We start from the raw sequence: 15,470 nt of genomic DNA, 5'->3' as shown, positions 1-15,470 counted from the left end.
CACTCAATTATTTAATCATGCCTGCTTTAATAAAATGTTTGTTCAGCAGCTTGGATGCAAACCAACAGCCCAGTAAAGTCATAACAAATGAAAAAACGATACTCGAAGCAACCCATATTGGCGAGTAAGCAAAGTACAGCATTCTCTCCAGCGTATCCTTGGCAAACATATTGGCAAGGTAATCACCGCCGTAAACATAGATCGTTACCGACGATCCAATGCCGAATAAACCACCATATGTAGCATATGCCAGAGCCTGTCTCTTCAGGCTACGATACTGGCCTCCTTCTCCCGGATACAATACCGTTTCTCCCAACAACCCTGCCAGACTAAAGAAAACCAGCATCAAGGGAACACCCATCAAAGTGTACACCAGCCCGTTGACCACACATTGCACCAGCAGAACCCCTTTTTTGGCTATCTTCATCGCCATGAGCAAATACACAATTGCCGAGAAAAAGAGGCAGAAACCCGAAATTAAAGGCATAGCCGCTGCTCCCATAATGGGTGTTAATACTGAACCTACAACAGCGTTCACCACATAGATCAAAATGCTGAAAATGCCAATCAATATAAAATCCTTAGTTTTAAGCCTTCCTGTCATTAAACTCTCTCTCCTTATAGTGTTGTAATTGAACAAAGCAGAAAAATGCTGGTGAAGCAGATAATGATAATCATTATCAATTGATGCGAAAATAATAAACCTCCCTACTCATCAAAAGTAAACAGGTCATATTTAGTAATTATTACGATTAATCGCGGTGATTTTATGCTGCATTTTTCATCTCCTGTTTCACGAATATTTTACTCTATGTAACTATCGCATACTCCCTCTCCTTACGACACCTTAATCAGGAATATTTCGATACAAAACCGGATTATTCCGGTAGAGACTAGGTTCTTCCAAAAAAACGCGAGGGAATAGCGCCATACTTCTGTCTAAACTTCTCGGCAAAATAGCTCGGATTGCTGAAACCTGCCATCGCAGCTGCCATCGTAACCGTTGATGAGCCGCTTTCAAGCAGTTTATAGGCAACCTCTAACCTGCAATCAATGACGTATGCATGAATTGGCAGACCAAACAGCTGCTTGAATCCCTTTTTCAGTTTAAATTCATTCAGGCACACCTTCTTGGAGAGCTCTTGAATTCCTGGAGCACCCACTAAATCATGATCCAGTATCTCTTTTGCTTTGAGTAAAGATTCTATATCAGTTCGAGATAACCCTGCGCTTATAGGCGACATATGCATCAACTCATGCAAATAAACGGCCGCCAATTCCAACACCTTCCCCTCCAGATATATTCTCTTAATATTGTCTTCATAATTACAGTCAAGCATTTCTCTGAAGATACGATGTATTGACGGGGGAGCAATGTGAGTAAAATATGGTTCATTCCCTTTCGGTTGAGTATGATAAAAAAGCATACCCTCAAGATATTTTCGATCAATTTTAACCGTAATTCCGCAGTAAGGTGTCCCAGCTCGATATGCACCTACACAATCGGCCGGTTGATGTCCAAAAACTGACATCTCTCCATAATTTAACTGGTATGCCCGATTCATCGATCTGACTTCCCACTCAATCGGAGCACCCAGAGAATACCCCCACTTAATAGAATCATTTTGCTCAAGACAGCTCATCTCAATATCCTCATGAAAGCTCATTTCGCACACAGCAATATCTATGACAGAATTTACTTTGAACCTCTTCCAGAATCCCTGCCCGAACTGCTCTGGTATTTGTAACCTTTTACTCACGCAAGACCGCGTACGGTATAAACTGTTCAAATTATCTGCAAGAAGATGGTGCTTGGGGTGCAAACTTTCAATATCATACCAATCTGCTCGATCCTCTATCATCAATATTCACCTCATGGATTCATTTTCATTTCACTTAATTGATAATGATTATCATTATTAGTATTTTAAATGAATACATATCAATTTGCTAGCATTACAGCCAAACCTTTCTTCAAACATATGTAATTCAAAGTGAAGGAGTCCTACTAACTAACTTTAAAATGTGGAAATATTTATTAAATCTCCCCTTACATAAAAGGAAATTCATGCTATAATCTGAATGAATAAAAAAATATTCATTCATAAAATGGGATTTCGTGTCATTAGCTTATGCTGCAAATTCAAGTTAGTCGGAGGTTTACAACGTGGAAGATAAAAAGACGATTATTCTAAATAGCGGAAAAGAGTTGTTCAGTTCCAAAGGATTTAAAGATACCAATGTATCCCAAATCACAAAAATGGCTGGGGTCGGGGTCGGTACATTTTATAATTACTACCCTTCCAAAGAGAAGCTTTTCCTGGAGATCTTTTTAGAAGAAAACGTGAAGCTTAAAAAGAGCATGATGGACTCCATGGACTTGAAGGATGATCCCTTAACACTACTCAAGAAGTTGTTATCTATGAACATCATTGGTATGAACTCCAGTCCGATATTAAGACAATGGTATAACAAAGATGTCTATGGCATGCTGGAGGAGCTCTACCGTGAAGAGAACGGCATTGATAAGGTTGATTTCTTATATGGCAGCTTTGCAGAACTGTTCAGGCAATGGCAGGTTGAAGGAAAAATAAGAAACGATATTGATATTGAGCTTATCATGGCTTTTTTTACAGCGATCATCAGTATAGATACACATAAGGAAGAAATCGGGGTTCAGCATTTCCCGCAGATTTTAGATTACATGGCGGAGTTTGTCATGAAAGGATTAACCGAGCATTCAAAATAGTGCTAGTGAAACTTACGCCAACATCCGACTGACATGTGAAAGGAGGTTTGCAATGAACAATGAGCAGAACCACGGATACCCAGTCCGTTAACTTAGGCATGAATACAGAGATGACACACAGAGCTTTCGGAAAGCACGCAGAAGAAGCCCTCAGAGCTGTTGCTGGTGAAGCGGTACGGTTGGAACAAATGCTGAGCTGTTTTATACCCGGAAGCGAAATTAGCAGGATCAACAGGTCCGCAGGTATACAATGCGAGAAGCTGAGCCTTGATACCTACGAGTTGTTGTCATTGGCTGTTCATTTCTCAAGCTTTTGTCAAGGATTGTTTGATGTCACCATCGGTCCACTAGTAGCCCTGTGGGATTATAAGAATTCATACGAAATTCCGGATGAAGCGAAAATCAGGAGGGTTCTTGCCCTAGTGAACTATGCTGATTTGATGTTGGATCCTTATGAAAAGACCGCAGGACTTCAAAAAGTAGGACAGTCCATTAACTTGGGGGGAATAGGCAAAGGATTTGCCAGCGATAAGTTATTGGAAGTATTCAAGAAATTTGATGTCACATCGGCTTGTACAAATATCGGTGGAAATGTAGCTGTGCTGGGAACAAAGCCAGATGGCTCTCCGTGGCGCGTGGGTATTCGTCATCCTCGGCAGGAAGGGCGTTTAATTGGTGCTGTTTCTGTAGCTGACAAAGGAGTAGTTACATCCGGAGACTATCAGCGATACTTTTGGGATCGTAATGGAAAAAGGCGTCATCATATTTTAAATCCACATACAGGATATCCAGCGGAATCAGGGTTGATTAGTGTAACCATAGTTGCGGACAGCGCCACGACTGCGGATGCGTTGTCTACCCTGTTTTTTGTAGCCGGAATAGAAAAAGGACGTAAACTCCTAGCAAACTTTCCTGGAGCTGAGGTCATTCTCGTCGATTCGGAATTGCAAGTTTATGTTTCGCAGGGTTTGAAAGATTGCTTTCAGGCTGATAAGGGTATTCGAACGAATATTTTGAATTCATGATGGGAGAAGATCAGAATGACAAGAAAGGGGAAAAGAAAATTGCTAATCGCAGGTATCGTATTCGTGAGTGTTGTAGTCGTGGGTTTGGGAGGAGCATTACTCTTTACTGAGGGAGAGCGGCGTGAAGCCAAAAACCTCCCGATCGGAACCGTGAACTTTGAGCAGCTTCATGATGGCACTTATCTTGGGGACTATGAAGGCGGCATGTATAAATGGAGGGCCAATAAAGTACAGGTCACCGTATCCTCCAAGAAGGTCACAAACATCAAGCTTATAGAGCAGAAGGAAAAGCGGCCACCCTCATTTTCCGATGAATTGTTCGGCAGAGTAATCCAGTCGCAGTCGTTGCAGGTGGATACGATAAGCGGTGCAACCCTTACCTCCAAAGCCTATCTCAAAGCGATAGAACACGCATTGGACGAAGCGCAAGGTAAATAAAACTGGGATTGAGGTGATACGATGATATTTTATTTTTCCGGGACAGGAAATTCGCTATATGCCGCAAAAATGATTGCTCTTCATACTGGAGAAAAGTTGATTTCAATAGCCGAAGCTGAGAACAGAGCCGAAGAAAGCCATGAATACTGTCTGAGAGATGATGAAATCGCAGGTTTTGTACATCCTGTTTATGCGTGGGGACCGCCCACCATCGTGCTTGAATTTATTGAGAAGCTGCAGTTGAACAATTACCGGGGAAACTATGTCTTCTCTATTGTTACTTGCGGAGGCAGCATAGGAAATACGATGAAAGTGATGCAAAATCGGTTAACAAAAAAAGACATCCTTTTAAACAGCGGGTTCTCCATCCCAATGCCAAATAACTATATCATGATGGGTGACGTGGATTCCAAAGAAGTAGAGCACAAAAAGCTTACCGCTTCTGATGAAACCTTGAAATATATCAACCATGCTATTGACCAAAGAGTAAATGGAGAGTTTAAGGTAGAAAAAGGTCCTCTCCCGTGGCTATTAACCGGCATTATTAATCCTTTATTTAATAAAAATGCCATCGATACTACAAAGTTTCAGGCAGATCATCGCTGTACCGGTTGTGGTACTTGTGAAAAGGTCTGTAATTTAAATAACATTAAAGTGGATGAAAAGCCACAATGGGGACAACGCTGTTCTCAATGTCTGGCGTGTGTTCATTACTGTCCTATGAAAGCAATTCAATACGGAAAAGAAACTGAAAAAAAAGGAAGATATACAAATCCCAAAATAGCAATTAGTGAAATGTTCAGGGGATAAGGTTTTTCAGCAAAAAGCGCGGCCCCCGAAATCCCCGGAAGTCGCGCTGTTGCTTAGAAAGTTAGTTAAGTATGCTGGTGAAGGGAATTGAACCCCCGACCTACGCATTACGAGTGCGACCAAGTAGAGTTTAATAGCAACAAAGAACCTCAGGCATATTCACTCGAGGTTCTTTTACATGCATTGCATTTAATTATTTTCTAATTCCTCTGCACTTACTGTATAAAAATTATGATAAAAAAGATTTCGTGACTGATCAGCCAGTTCAAGCAACGCCTCCCTTTTAAATTGGATAGCTTCCTTCTCCAGCTCCGGCTCAGCGATCACCAGGTCTATCAGATGGAGAGACAATTGAGTCTGGCCGTTAACCTTCAGTTCCTTGGCTCGGTCAAGTACATATCTTGTATTTCCAATCAAGCCTGTTATCTCTCTCCGTACATCTTCCGTCGGCGCCGGTGCCAAATGGGTGGGATTGCCGTTAAACCAGCCGGTGTACCGGCGATAGATACCACGGATGACGAATTCGCGAGTTCCATAAACTTGCGTTAGGAAGGGGCTGTTCAGCAGATGCTCCGGCAGCTCGATTTCGGCTACAGCCTGTTCCTCAGATGCTCCCTTGTTAATGTAATCTATGGTTCGCTCATGAAGCAGCTTCAGCACCTCGATATTGTGTGCTAGTGCTCCCTCAATCTGTTCAGGCTCCAGAAGTGCCGGGCCATGGCCGGTCGCAATTGCCTTGGGGTTCCAGGATTGCACCCGCTCCAGCGTCTGGTACCATTCCTTTTCATAACGAATGACTTTATTCGGATTACCGATATTGGGAAAGGTCCATAAAATGAAATCGCCAACATACACAACGCCGTCTTCCGGTACATATGTTACGGTAGCATCGTCAGTTTCTCCTTTTCCATGAACCAGGCGGAAGGTTTTTCCTCCCAACTCGAAGGTATACTCCTGATCGTAAGTAATGTCCGGATAGACAAAGTTCGGTTCCAGCGTGAACAGGTTCTTTCTGAACTGTAATCCGTTAATGGCCATGTGATGAGACCAAAGTTTGGTATAACGGTCAAATCGGCGGACGATATTCCGGTGGCCGATGACAACCGCTCCCTCACGTTTGAATACGGAAGCTCCGCTCACATGATCGGCATGACCATGAGTGTAGATCAAATAACGGATTGGAAGGCTGGTCAGTTTGCGAATTTCAGCCAGAACCGCTTCCCCCCCTTCTGGCGATACAGTGGAGTCAAACACTACAACACCTTCAGTGGTAATAGCAAAGCCAATATTGCCAAAGCCGAAGTTTATTCCCGAATAATGGCCCTCCACCAACTGATACAGTTTGGAATCACTCCCCGGCACCCAGTTTACTTCTCCCTTTTCTGCATTGTTCTTGGCTATCAGTTGCGTTTCCTGAATAAATGTCATTTTTCTCACTCCTTAATTTGGTTTTCACTAAGCTTACGCATCAAGGCCTTAGCCTTTAAAGCTATCCTGCCACTTCAACAACCTGGCCTCCAGAAGCCGAACCAGTGAATCGGAGATTTTGCCTACTGCAGCAAATAGAAGGATACCGATAAATACAACCTCTGTCCTCATAAAAGAGCGGGCATCCTGAATCAAATAGCCGACTCCCCTGTCAGCGCCCATCAATTCCGCCACCACCAGTACCATCCATGAGATGCTGAGAGACAAGCGCAGCCCTAAAAGAATATTAGGCATCGCCGCAGGCAGCAGCAGCTTGCGAATGAGCTTGGATTGACTGAATTCCAGCACCTTGGCAACGTCGAACAGCTTGGCATCCACATTACGCACGCCCAAAAATGAATTCACATACAGCGGAAAGAAAGCACCCATGGCAATGAGCAGTACCTTGGATAATTCGCCGAATCCGAACCATAAGATGAATAACGGAGTGATGGCGAGTAATGGAATGGTTCTCAACATCTGTACCGTAGGATCGATATATTCCTCCGCGCGTTGATGCATGCCGACGAATAGCCCCAAGGCAAGTCCGGCTGCTCCCCCCAGGAGAAATCCTCCAAGCGCTCTCGCCATGCTAATCTCCAGATTGTCAATCAATTCGCCCGACAACAAGAGTCGGTATAATTCAGCTACAATGGACGAAGGTGCCGGAAAAAGAGCCGGGTCCGCCAACCCCAGCATACTGAATCCTTGCCACAACACCAGGATACCGACAGGAAGAAGACTTCCTTTCCATATTCTTGTTGTTAGCAGAATTTTTTTTGTCTCAAGGTTTGTAGAGACTTTGGATATGGAGGTTGTCTCCACTTTAACACTCATATGAGTCAACTCCTTAAGGAAGTTGGATTAGATGCTCCAGCATTCCTCTTCCTTGTAGTCGTTATTGAGAGTCCGCAGCACCAACTGCCGAAGCTCCTGGAAGGATGGACTGAGACGATCGCGCGGGTATGGAAGATCGACATGAAGCACCCCCTTAATCCGTCCAGGTCTAGGTTCCAGCACAACAATCCGCGTAGCCAGGAATACAGCCTCATCAATATCATGGGTAACAAAAAGCATGGTGGTCTCATTGTGGCGCCATATATCCAGAAGTGCATCCTGCATATGAGTGCGGGTAAAGGCATCCAGTGCACCGAAGGGTTCGTCGAGCAGAAGTACCTTGGGATTGCGCAAGAGACTGCGGGCAATGGCTACCCGCTGCGACATGCCGCCTGACAGCTCTTTGGGATATGAGCGCTGGAACCCTTCCAGCTTTACAAGACGAATCAGTTCATTCACTTTTTGCTTTACCTGGGCATCTGCTAAAGAAAGATCTGCTGCAATATTCTCCTCGACGGTCAGCCATGGAAACAGGCGGTGTTCCTGAAATATAAATCCCCTGGTTTTGGATGGGCGGTCGACTAGCTGGCCCTCCAGCAGTACACGACCTTCAATATCCGTATCCAGTCCGGCAACGATCTTGAGCAAGGTGCTTTTACCGCAGCCGCTGGGACCGATAATAGAAATAAATTCCCCTTTCGCCATCTCCAGATTGACATGCTCCAGCACCCGTGTATGTCCTTCATTGGATACAAAGGTCTTGCCAACCTCTTGTATGCTTAGAAAATCCCCCATCGGCTATCCTGCCTTTCTCCACCGGTTCGTAGTATAATTACTGCTTGCTTGCCGCTTCTATATAGGTATTGTCCACGTAGTCTTTATACTGGATCTTCTTTTTCAGGAACCCGGACTGGTACAGAAAATCGGAAGACTCCTGCTGAGTCTCGATAATATCCGCACTGATAACCGAAAGTCCCGAGGCCTGCTTATTGATCAGTACCTTAACAATATCCCGATCAAGACCTTTCAGTTCCGCGTAGGTATCGGCTGCTTCTTCAATATGGCTGTTCTGCCATTCTGTTGCTGTCTTGTATACTTTCAGAATTTCCGTCACAATCTCCGGATGGGCATCAGCAAATTCGTTTCTGACTATCAATGTAACGGGAGCCTCAATCTCCTCTTTAGGCTTCAACTCAATCCCTTTCTGTTGGGCGACAAGCTGTGTGGTGTACGGATCGATGGTTGCAATGGCATCCACCTGGCCGCTTTGAAAAGCGGCTACCGCATCTGCGATTTGAAGGTTGATGATCTCCAAATCCGACTCCTTAAGCGAATATTGCTTCAGGAATTTAACCAGATAAACATGACTCGTTGTCCCTTTTGCCACTCCAAGCTTCTTGCCTTTCAGTTCTTCCGGCGTCTGTATGCCAGATTCCGACCGAACCAGAATTGAATTGATCTGCGTTCCCTCAGTAATCAGTCCAATATTCGAAAAATCCAGTCCCGCTCCCTGTCCTTGCAGAGCAGCCCCGTCTCCAAGAAATGAGAGGTCCACCCGTTTGGCGGTCAGAGATTCCAACAAGGGCGGTCCGCTGGCAAATTCGCTCCATTCTACCCGTGCATTATATTTTTGGAGTGCTTCATTCAATAATCCTTGCTCCTTTATCAGCTGCAAGACATTGAGACCTGCATTCAATGCAACGTTAATAGTGACCGGCTTTTTGCTCGATTGAGCGCTTCCGGTATCCTTCCATTTCCAAATACCAAAGCCGCCAACGATGAATACGGCCAATGCTGCGATAACAATTAGCTTCTTATGTCCAATCTTGGGCATGGCGTTCTCTCCTTTTCTAATGTTAGGTAAAGCAAACAGCCCGAGCCGAAGCCCTATGAGCAAACACACCTGCATCGGCAGTAATACGCGCTGATATGCAGTGGCTAACGGGCTACGATCTCCGGCTGGTCCGGTGGATCAAAGGTAATTACAATATCTATGCTGTTTGTAGTTCTTTAACAGAATGACTTTTCGATCACTCTGTAAGCATGGACCTATTATACTGTCCGAGAATAATCTAGTCAATATCATATTGGAATAATATGATTTAGTTTTTTTGAATTAATTTTTGAATATATTTCACTGAAATTTCCCAAGACTGGTTGAAGCCCCGAATTTCCCACAGACTTACGGACCCTAGCAGCGTAGTGATCATAAGTGCAATCTCCTGAGGATCTCCCTCAATCACGGTCCCTTCCTCCTGCCCCTCTTGAATAACGGCGGTCAGACGCTGCAGATTCTCGAACATCCGTTGCTGAATAAGCTCCTTGGCATCAGCAGACAATAAATCAGTGGCCTGCGCCTGTAGAATAACCCAATAGGGCTTATCGGAGCGCTGATCAGACAGATAGGCTTTACTCATCCATTCCAGCTTGTCGGGAACGCTTCCCTCGATCTGGCTCATTTGCTGCAGAACCATGGTATAGAGGTTTTGTGATTCAAACACGATGCATTTCAGCAGTTCCTCCTTGGAGACAAAATGGTTGTACACATGCCCATGGCTCAACCCCGCCTCTTGAGCGATGTCGCTCATCTTGCAGGCTGTGATCCCCTTTTTTGTGAACATAGTGAGCGCCGCTCCCATAATCTGACGCCTGCGCTCCTCTCTTACCTGCCGATCTCTCTCAATATTGCGTGGAGACAATGTCATTCTCCTTTCCAGTGATTTTTGCTGTAACGATAGCTTGAATTGTTCTATTGTTGCAAGACTATCACATTCATCTATTATTTACGAATAACAATAATACAGGACTTTTCTGGTCCATATAATTGGTCCATATAAAACGAAGATCGAGAGCCAAATGCTTTAATTCACTCTGATCTTGTACACTGCTATAATCATCACTTCGTTTATCAAAGACTGTGCGCTATCCGTCCCCAACGTTTATCGAAAGAAAAAAAGCATTCCCAGGTCTAACTGACTCTGGAGAATGCCTGTTTCCTTAACTAACGCTGCTTACATAAGCTTCTTTTATACTTCAAGAACAGCATCCTAGTTTGAGTGTGTGCCCATCTTCCTGCAAATACGCTTGATTGAAGGTTTAAAAATGTTAGAAGCTATTCCTTTCAAAAAAAACGCGGCCTCCGAAAACCTCGGAAACCGCGCTGTGCTTGAAAAGTTAAGTATGCTGGTGAAGGGAATTGAACCCCCGACCTACGCATTACGAGTGCGTTGCTCTACCCCTGAGCTACACCAGCAGATTCACTTTGTAAAGTGAAACAAAAATTATTATACGCCGATTCACAAATATTGCAACCATCTGCATATGGGAAAATCTACTGCAGCTTCTCCAGTACAGAACGCAGCTTCTGTTCGGAGGAGCTTTCCTTATCGCGGCGGTCATCGATTTTGATTGAAGTGGATACTCTCTGAGCATCCGATTGGAAAGGAGCCTCATGAATCGCACGAATGGCGGCGAACACTTCATCAAGCGGTCCCTCAATAATTGTACTCATTGAAGTTAATGTATACTTGATCCCCTTCTGCTCTTTAAGTACTCGTTGCAAATCAGCTACATATGGACTAAGGCTGGTGCTTCCTGTCCCGATTGGAATAACGGTTACTTCCGCAATCGCCATTACTATTCCTCCTTTTTCAAAACACCTTTAACTATTGTAACAATTATTTCTTCTTTTTATCAAACAGACAAAAAAACGCGACCCCAATATCTTGGGAGCCGCGCTTTATTCCTAGACCACTTCCTCTGGAATGGAAAGGTTTTGCTTAAGCAGAGCCTTAATGATGTTGGCTGCTTTCACTTTTGTCTCTAAGCATGGGGATACTTCGATATGGTATGCGGCACGGTGAATGAGCTCTTTTAATTCCTGAACGGTTTTAAATTCCTCATCAAAATGGTTCACCACGCTGCCATATTGCATGAATTGATGTGTATCGCTGCCTCCGACAACCGGTTTGCCGAGCAGTTCAGCAAATGGGTTGATTTTAGCCTGATACGGCTTCAAGCCTTGACTATAAATATCCTTGCCGTTCAGGTCAAAAGCATCCAATCTCCGAAGCAGTTCATCGGGCAAATGATGTAGAGGTGTTCCCTCCCGAAATGGATGGGCCCCGATCCGCAGGAAACCTCCCTCTTCGCTCCAGTCCAGCAAAGTTTCAAACTTGATGAACTCTCCTTTTTCAGTATAAGGCTCCAGACGCCCTCTTAGCTCAAGTACGTTTTCCCGCTGACCAATAATGAGAATATGCCCGGTCTCCTGAATGTCCACCTCGATTCCAGGGAACACCTTTACCCCTTCTGCTACATAATATCCGTGTTCATAGGGGTAGTTCGCATCAAGCACATCATAAATATCTTCATAACGCCATGTATTAAAATGCTCCGTCATCGCCACGGCATCAAGGCCATTGATGCGCGCTTCAGCCATCATTTCCTTGAAATAGTCATGACTGAACGATGTTTTTTTGGCGAGCTTCACATGAGTGTGCAAATCGATTTTCATAAGCTTCTCCTTTACTGTGTGGAAAAATAAATAATATTAAAAGGTATATGATGCAGTAAACAAATATAGCAAACAGACGTACAGCGCTGATACCGTTATAAACAGACCGTCACGAATCGTAAACTTCATGTAGGACAGCTTGTTTTTTTTGACCTCAGGCGATTGATAGGCGTAAGAGAAGCCTTTGGCTTCCAACGCTTCTACTGTTGTTCTAGTCCTTTTGGCGATGCTAAGAATTAGAGGATAAAAGGACAACACGGCAATTTTCAGAAAATAGGCAATGCTTCTCCAGTACAAAATTCCGTGACGTTTTGGTGCTACACCTCTTAGACGGAAGGACAGGAAAATATGATGATATTCCTCCAGCAGACTGGGCAGCATTCTATACCCGTAGGCGATGCCGAAAGAGACCTGTTTGGGAACGCCGATACTTAATAAGCCGTCACTCAGCTTTTCCGGGTCCATACTGCAAAATACCGTAATGCTGGCCATAGAGATGACCGACAGCTTTGTAGTCAATACAAGCAGAGGTAAAATAGTGTCCCAGCCCCCACCGAATATCCATGACACCACAAGCAAATATCCGGCCTGACTCAGCAGTCCAAGACATAATATGAAAATGATGAGCGGACTGACTCGAGACATTATAGTCGTCACAGTCATGAACAGGAATAGCCCTATTAGCAGTACAACGTCGTGAATGAACCAAGGAGCAATCCCGAAATAGAGATACCATGCAAATAACGTTCTTGGATCCAGCTTGGCTAGAAAAGTGTTGCCATTGCCATAAGCTGTATTTAGCAGCTCTATTTTGACTCCCTCGACAGATACACGGTCCATCAGTTTACGAACATATTCCATTTTCAATCACCTCCTGCCCAGATTCGATCCCGTTCTCCTGATCTCGATGCTTCTTATGCTCCGGCAAGACTGCATTCCAGCGGTATGCAAAATCATCCACCGTATAGCTAAGCGGCGACATATTGAGCTTACGGCTCAGCTCCATAATCTGCGGGGCATTCAGCCCTGCCAGCTCCAATAGCTCACTATCCTCAAACACCGATTCCCTTGTCCCATCACGAACAATGCTTCCCTCATTCATAACGATGACACGATTCGCCCATTCGGCTACAAGCTGCATATCATGCGTAGCTACAATTACGGTCTCTACGTGCTGATTCAGCCCCAGCAACAGCCGTGTAATATCTTTACGTGTCGCGATGTCCAGATTTGCTGTAGGCTCATCCAGCAAAATAATCGATGGATTCATGGCGACTCCAATCGCTAGCGAAGCCCTCCGCTGCTGCCCTCCGCTAAGCAGACGACCATCCCGATGCTGAAGCCCGGTTAGTCCAAAGGTCTCCACGATCTCATCCACCTTCTGCTGATAGCCTTCAACACGTCTGGCTTTCAGGAAGAACTCGATATCCTTGCGAATGGAATCCTCAATGAACATCTCTTCTGGATTCTGATAGATATAAGTGACCGTATTGGCGAGCTCCTCCGGCGAAGTGTCCGCTGTATTTGTTCCCTTTACCCGGACATAACCACCTTCCGGCTTTGTCACTCCGGTAATTAATCGCATTAACGAAGATTTGCCTGCTCCATTGTTGCCGACCAACGCCACTAAATCTCCACGTTGAAAAGAAACGCTGACATCCTTCAGCACCACCTTGCGCTGACGAGTTACTGTCCGGTAAGAGAATTTAATGTGATCCATTTCGATCACCGGAGGAATGAGAGTTTTACTCTCACCCTCAACTTCCCTATCCGCTGGAATTGCTGCCGATGCTGTTCCTGCAACTGTTGTTCCTATCGTTTCCGCCAATTGTTCAAAATACCGCACGGCTTCTTCCAGTCTCACAGGATATGAATTCAGACCCACTTCACTGGTTTCTACTATTAGAGAAGCGGCCTGAGTAACTTGAGGAGGATAAATCTGACTAGCCTTTAATTGTTCCAGCTCACGAAGTGCTTCCTTCACAGGCTTGGACCAGATCGCCCTGCCCTTATCCATGAGAATAACCTCTTTGCAATACTCCGCAATAAACTCCGTATGATGCTCGATGACGATGATCGTCTTGCCATGCCGTTCGTTCAAATTCTTTAACAGATCATAAATATCTTTAGCATGACAGGGATCAAGCTGAGCGACAGGCTCATCGATAATGAGAATTTCAGGGTCCAGCGACACTGCTCCGGCGAGGGCTAGCTGATGCTTTTGTCCGCCGCTCAATTGCCAAATATATTCGTTATGGTCGACCTTGAGATCAGTAAGCTGCAGCGCCCTTTTGCCCCGCTCTAAATAATCCTTAAATCCATAATTAAGCGGAGCAAAGCTGGCATCATCAAGCACCGTTGGACGAATTAGCTGATTCTCAAAATCCTGATACACATATCCAACATGACGCGATAGCCGGGCAACGTCACATTCCAAGCTGTTTAAGCCATTCACAGTTACTGATCCTGCAAAATCACCTACGTAGTAATGGGGAATGAGTCCGTTTAACGTTTTGCACAACGTCGACTTACCACTGCCGTTCCCTCCGATTACCGCGACAAAATCCCCTCTTTTAATCTGCAAAGATACCCCGTTTAATACAGGCTCCTCAGAACCAGGATACGTAAAAGTAACCTCATCCATAGACACGATATAATCGGTATGATCAACAGCCGCCACCTCTCGGTGAACAACCTCCTGCTCTGTCATGCTTATCCTCCCTGTCACCTGAATTATGCCTGCTGACTTCCGTCCACATTAGTCGGTGTTTTCTTCCCTTTACGCAGCAGCATTACAATCGTAATAAGTGCAACCACCGCGGCAACACCTATGCTTACCCAAATGAACCATCCTCCGACGCTTTCCAGAAAGTCCGCGTCCCATTCAATGAGCGCCATATCCGATTCAGACATAAACTCTGCAACAGCCGCAGTGACTGCCAGGATAATAGAGATCACAACCACCCTCGGAGCGATAATTTCTCCCAATGAATATTTCGTCTTGTTATTACGCGGCTTCATACCAAGAAGTGGTTCAATTTTGCCATACAACCGAGGTACGAGATACAGTGTAGGCAACAGAGCAAATAAGATGCCGGAGAACAACACATCATTCAGAAAAGATACACCTTCCACAACAACAACGCTTTGTGCCAAGCCCGGTACAGCTTCAAATTCCTCAACACCAATCCACACCTTGGCAATATCAACAGCACAGCTGATGAACTGATGGATAATGACTCCGGTCATTGCCGCAATGCCGACCTGTCTGCGATTTTTAGGATCATTCACCAGACAACCGGCAATAAACATCGCTAGTGAAAACCCGATGAATTTTTCCAACTCGCCCAGACCGCCAAACTGTCCTAGCATCACTTCGCCAAAAATAATCTCACCAAGCGCTGCTCCAACCGCTGCATAAAATGGATGGAACAAAATACAAAGTGTAAGCGGAATAAACGCAAAGTACTCTACTGACAATTCAATGGGACCTAACTGGAACGATGGAATTAATTCCGTAATCATGTTGGATAAGCCGTACAAGGACATCGACAAAATAAACACCATCATTTTTTGTGACTGAGTAAGCACGTACCTCTTTTTTAATTGAACCACCTTAGCTACCTCC

Annotated in this window: 16 protein-coding genes and 1 tRNA gene; 4 read left to right on the top strand and 13 right to left on the bottom strand. The window is 44.8% G+C overall.

Going from position 1 to position 15,470, the window contains the following annotated elements:
- Positions 1-7: 7 nt before the first annotated feature.
- Positions 8-604, bottom strand: coding sequence for an MptD family putative ECF transporter S component (locus tag BLS49_RS18680; RefSeq protein WP_091234297.1), 597 nt, complete (start codon positions 602-604; stop codon positions 8-10).
- Positions 605-893: 289 nt separating this feature from the next.
- Positions 894-1,862 (bottom strand): helix-turn-helix transcriptional regulator, encoded by a 969-nt coding sequence (locus BLS49_RS25370; RefSeq protein ID WP_091234294.1) that lies wholly within the window; start codon positions 1,860-1,862, stop codon positions 894-896.
- 305 nt (positions 1,863-2,167) lie between these two features.
- Here BLS49_RS25370 and BLS49_RS18670 point away from each other — a divergent pair, with 305 nt between their 5' ends.
- Genes BLS49_RS18670 through BLS49_RS18655 form a run of 4 tightly spaced genes read left to right on the top strand, consistent with a single transcriptional unit; the run spans position 2,168 to position 5,022 of the window.
- A complete protein-coding gene (locus BLS49_RS18670) occupies positions 2,168-2,749 on the top strand; it encodes a TetR/AcrR family transcriptional regulator (RefSeq protein ID WP_091234293.1) in 582 nt (193 codons plus the stop codon).
- Between the two features lie 59 nt (positions 2,750-2,808).
- The gene (locus BLS49_RS18665; RefSeq protein WP_091234290.1) at positions 2,809-3,774 is read left to right on the top strand and encodes an FAD:protein FMN transferase; all 966 of its coding nucleotides are present in this window, start codon (positions 2,809-2,811) and stop codon (positions 3,772-3,774) included.
- 15 nt (positions 3,775-3,789) lie between these two features.
- Complete coding sequence (locus BLS49_RS18660; RefSeq protein WP_091234289.1) at positions 3,790-4,212, top strand: FMN-binding protein; 423 nt, start codon at positions 3,790-3,792, stop codon at positions 4,210-4,212.
- A gap of 21 nt (positions 4,213-4,233) precedes the next feature.
- Positions 4,234-5,022, top strand: coding sequence for an EFR1 family ferrodoxin (locus BLS49_RS18655; RefSeq protein WP_091234286.1), 789 nt, complete (start codon positions 4,234-4,236; stop codon positions 5,020-5,022).
- Between the two features lie 189 nt (positions 5,023-5,211).
- On the opposite strand, the gene BLS49_RS18650 is transcribed toward BLS49_RS18655, so the two are convergent.
- From BLS49_RS18650 to BLS49_RS18600, 11 genes are all read right to left on the bottom strand, one after another.
- Entirely contained in the window at positions 5,212-6,450 is a 1,239-nt protein-coding gene (locus BLS49_RS18650; RefSeq protein WP_091234285.1) for an alkyl sulfatase dimerization domain-containing protein, read from the bottom strand.
- Between the two features lie 48 nt (positions 6,451-6,498).
- Positions 6,499-7,326, bottom strand: coding sequence for an ABC transporter permease (locus tag BLS49_RS18645; protein WP_091234283.1), 828 nt, complete (start codon positions 7,324-7,326; stop codon positions 6,499-6,501).
- Between the two features lie 27 nt (positions 7,327-7,353).
- On the bottom strand, positions 7,354-8,121 hold the full coding sequence (locus tag BLS49_RS18640) for an ABC transporter ATP-binding protein (RefSeq protein WP_091234281.1): 768 nt from the start codon (positions 8,119-8,121) through the stop codon (positions 7,354-7,356).
- A 37-nt stretch (positions 8,122-8,158) separates the two neighbouring features.
- The gene (locus BLS49_RS18635) at positions 8,159-9,160 is read right to left on the bottom strand and encodes an aliphatic sulfonate ABC transporter substrate-binding protein (RefSeq protein WP_175471471.1); all 1,002 of its coding nucleotides are present in this window, start codon (positions 9,158-9,160) and stop codon (positions 8,159-8,161) included.
- A 268-nt stretch (positions 9,161-9,428) separates the two neighbouring features.
- A complete protein-coding gene (locus BLS49_RS18630; protein ID WP_175471470.1) occupies positions 9,429-10,025 on the bottom strand; it encodes a TetR/AcrR family transcriptional regulator in 597 nt (198 codons plus the stop codon).
- Positions 10,026-10,507: 482 nt separating this feature from the next.
- Positions 10,508-10,579: transfer RNA gene (locus BLS49_RS18625), tRNA-Thr, on the bottom strand.
- Between the two features lie 78 nt (positions 10,580-10,657).
- Complete coding sequence (locus BLS49_RS18620) at positions 10,658-10,960, bottom strand: MTH1187 family thiamine-binding protein (RefSeq protein ID WP_091234272.1); 303 nt, start codon at positions 10,958-10,960, stop codon at positions 10,658-10,660.
- Positions 10,961-11,071: 111 nt separating this feature from the next.
- Positions 11,072-11,842, bottom strand: a complete 771-nt coding sequence (locus tag BLS49_RS18615) for a PHP domain-containing protein (protein ID WP_091234269.1) — start codon at positions 11,840-11,842, stop codon at positions 11,072-11,074.
- Positions 11,843-11,878: 36 nt separating this feature from the next.
- Positions 11,879-12,703, bottom strand: a complete 825-nt coding sequence (locus BLS49_RS18610; RefSeq protein WP_091234268.1) for an energy-coupling factor transporter transmembrane component T family protein — start codon at positions 12,701-12,703, stop codon at positions 11,879-11,881.
- Complete coding sequence (locus BLS49_RS18605; protein ID WP_091234264.1) at positions 12,687-14,552, bottom strand: ABC transporter ATP-binding protein; 1,866 nt, start codon at positions 14,550-14,552, stop codon at positions 12,687-12,689. Before BLS49_RS18605 ends, BLS49_RS18610 begins: the two co-directional genes overlap by 17 nt.
- 23 nt (positions 14,553-14,575) lie before the next feature.
- Positions 14,576-15,457 carry a DUF8171 family membrane protein gene (locus BLS49_RS18600; RefSeq protein WP_245742563.1) on the bottom strand — a complete coding sequence of 294 codons (882 nt, stop codon included), beginning with the start codon at positions 15,455-15,457 and terminating at the stop codon, positions 14,576-14,578.
- Positions 15,458-15,470: the final 13 nt, after the last annotated feature.

It is taken from the genome of Fontibacillus panacisegetis (assembly GCF_900102215.1).
Taxonomy (GTDB): domain Bacteria; phylum Bacillota; class Bacilli; order Paenibacillales; family Paenibacillaceae; genus Fontibacillus; species Fontibacillus panacisegetis.
The sequence above is the reverse complement of the archived record's forward strand: the minus strand, read 5'-3'. Positions and strand labels throughout refer to the sequence as shown.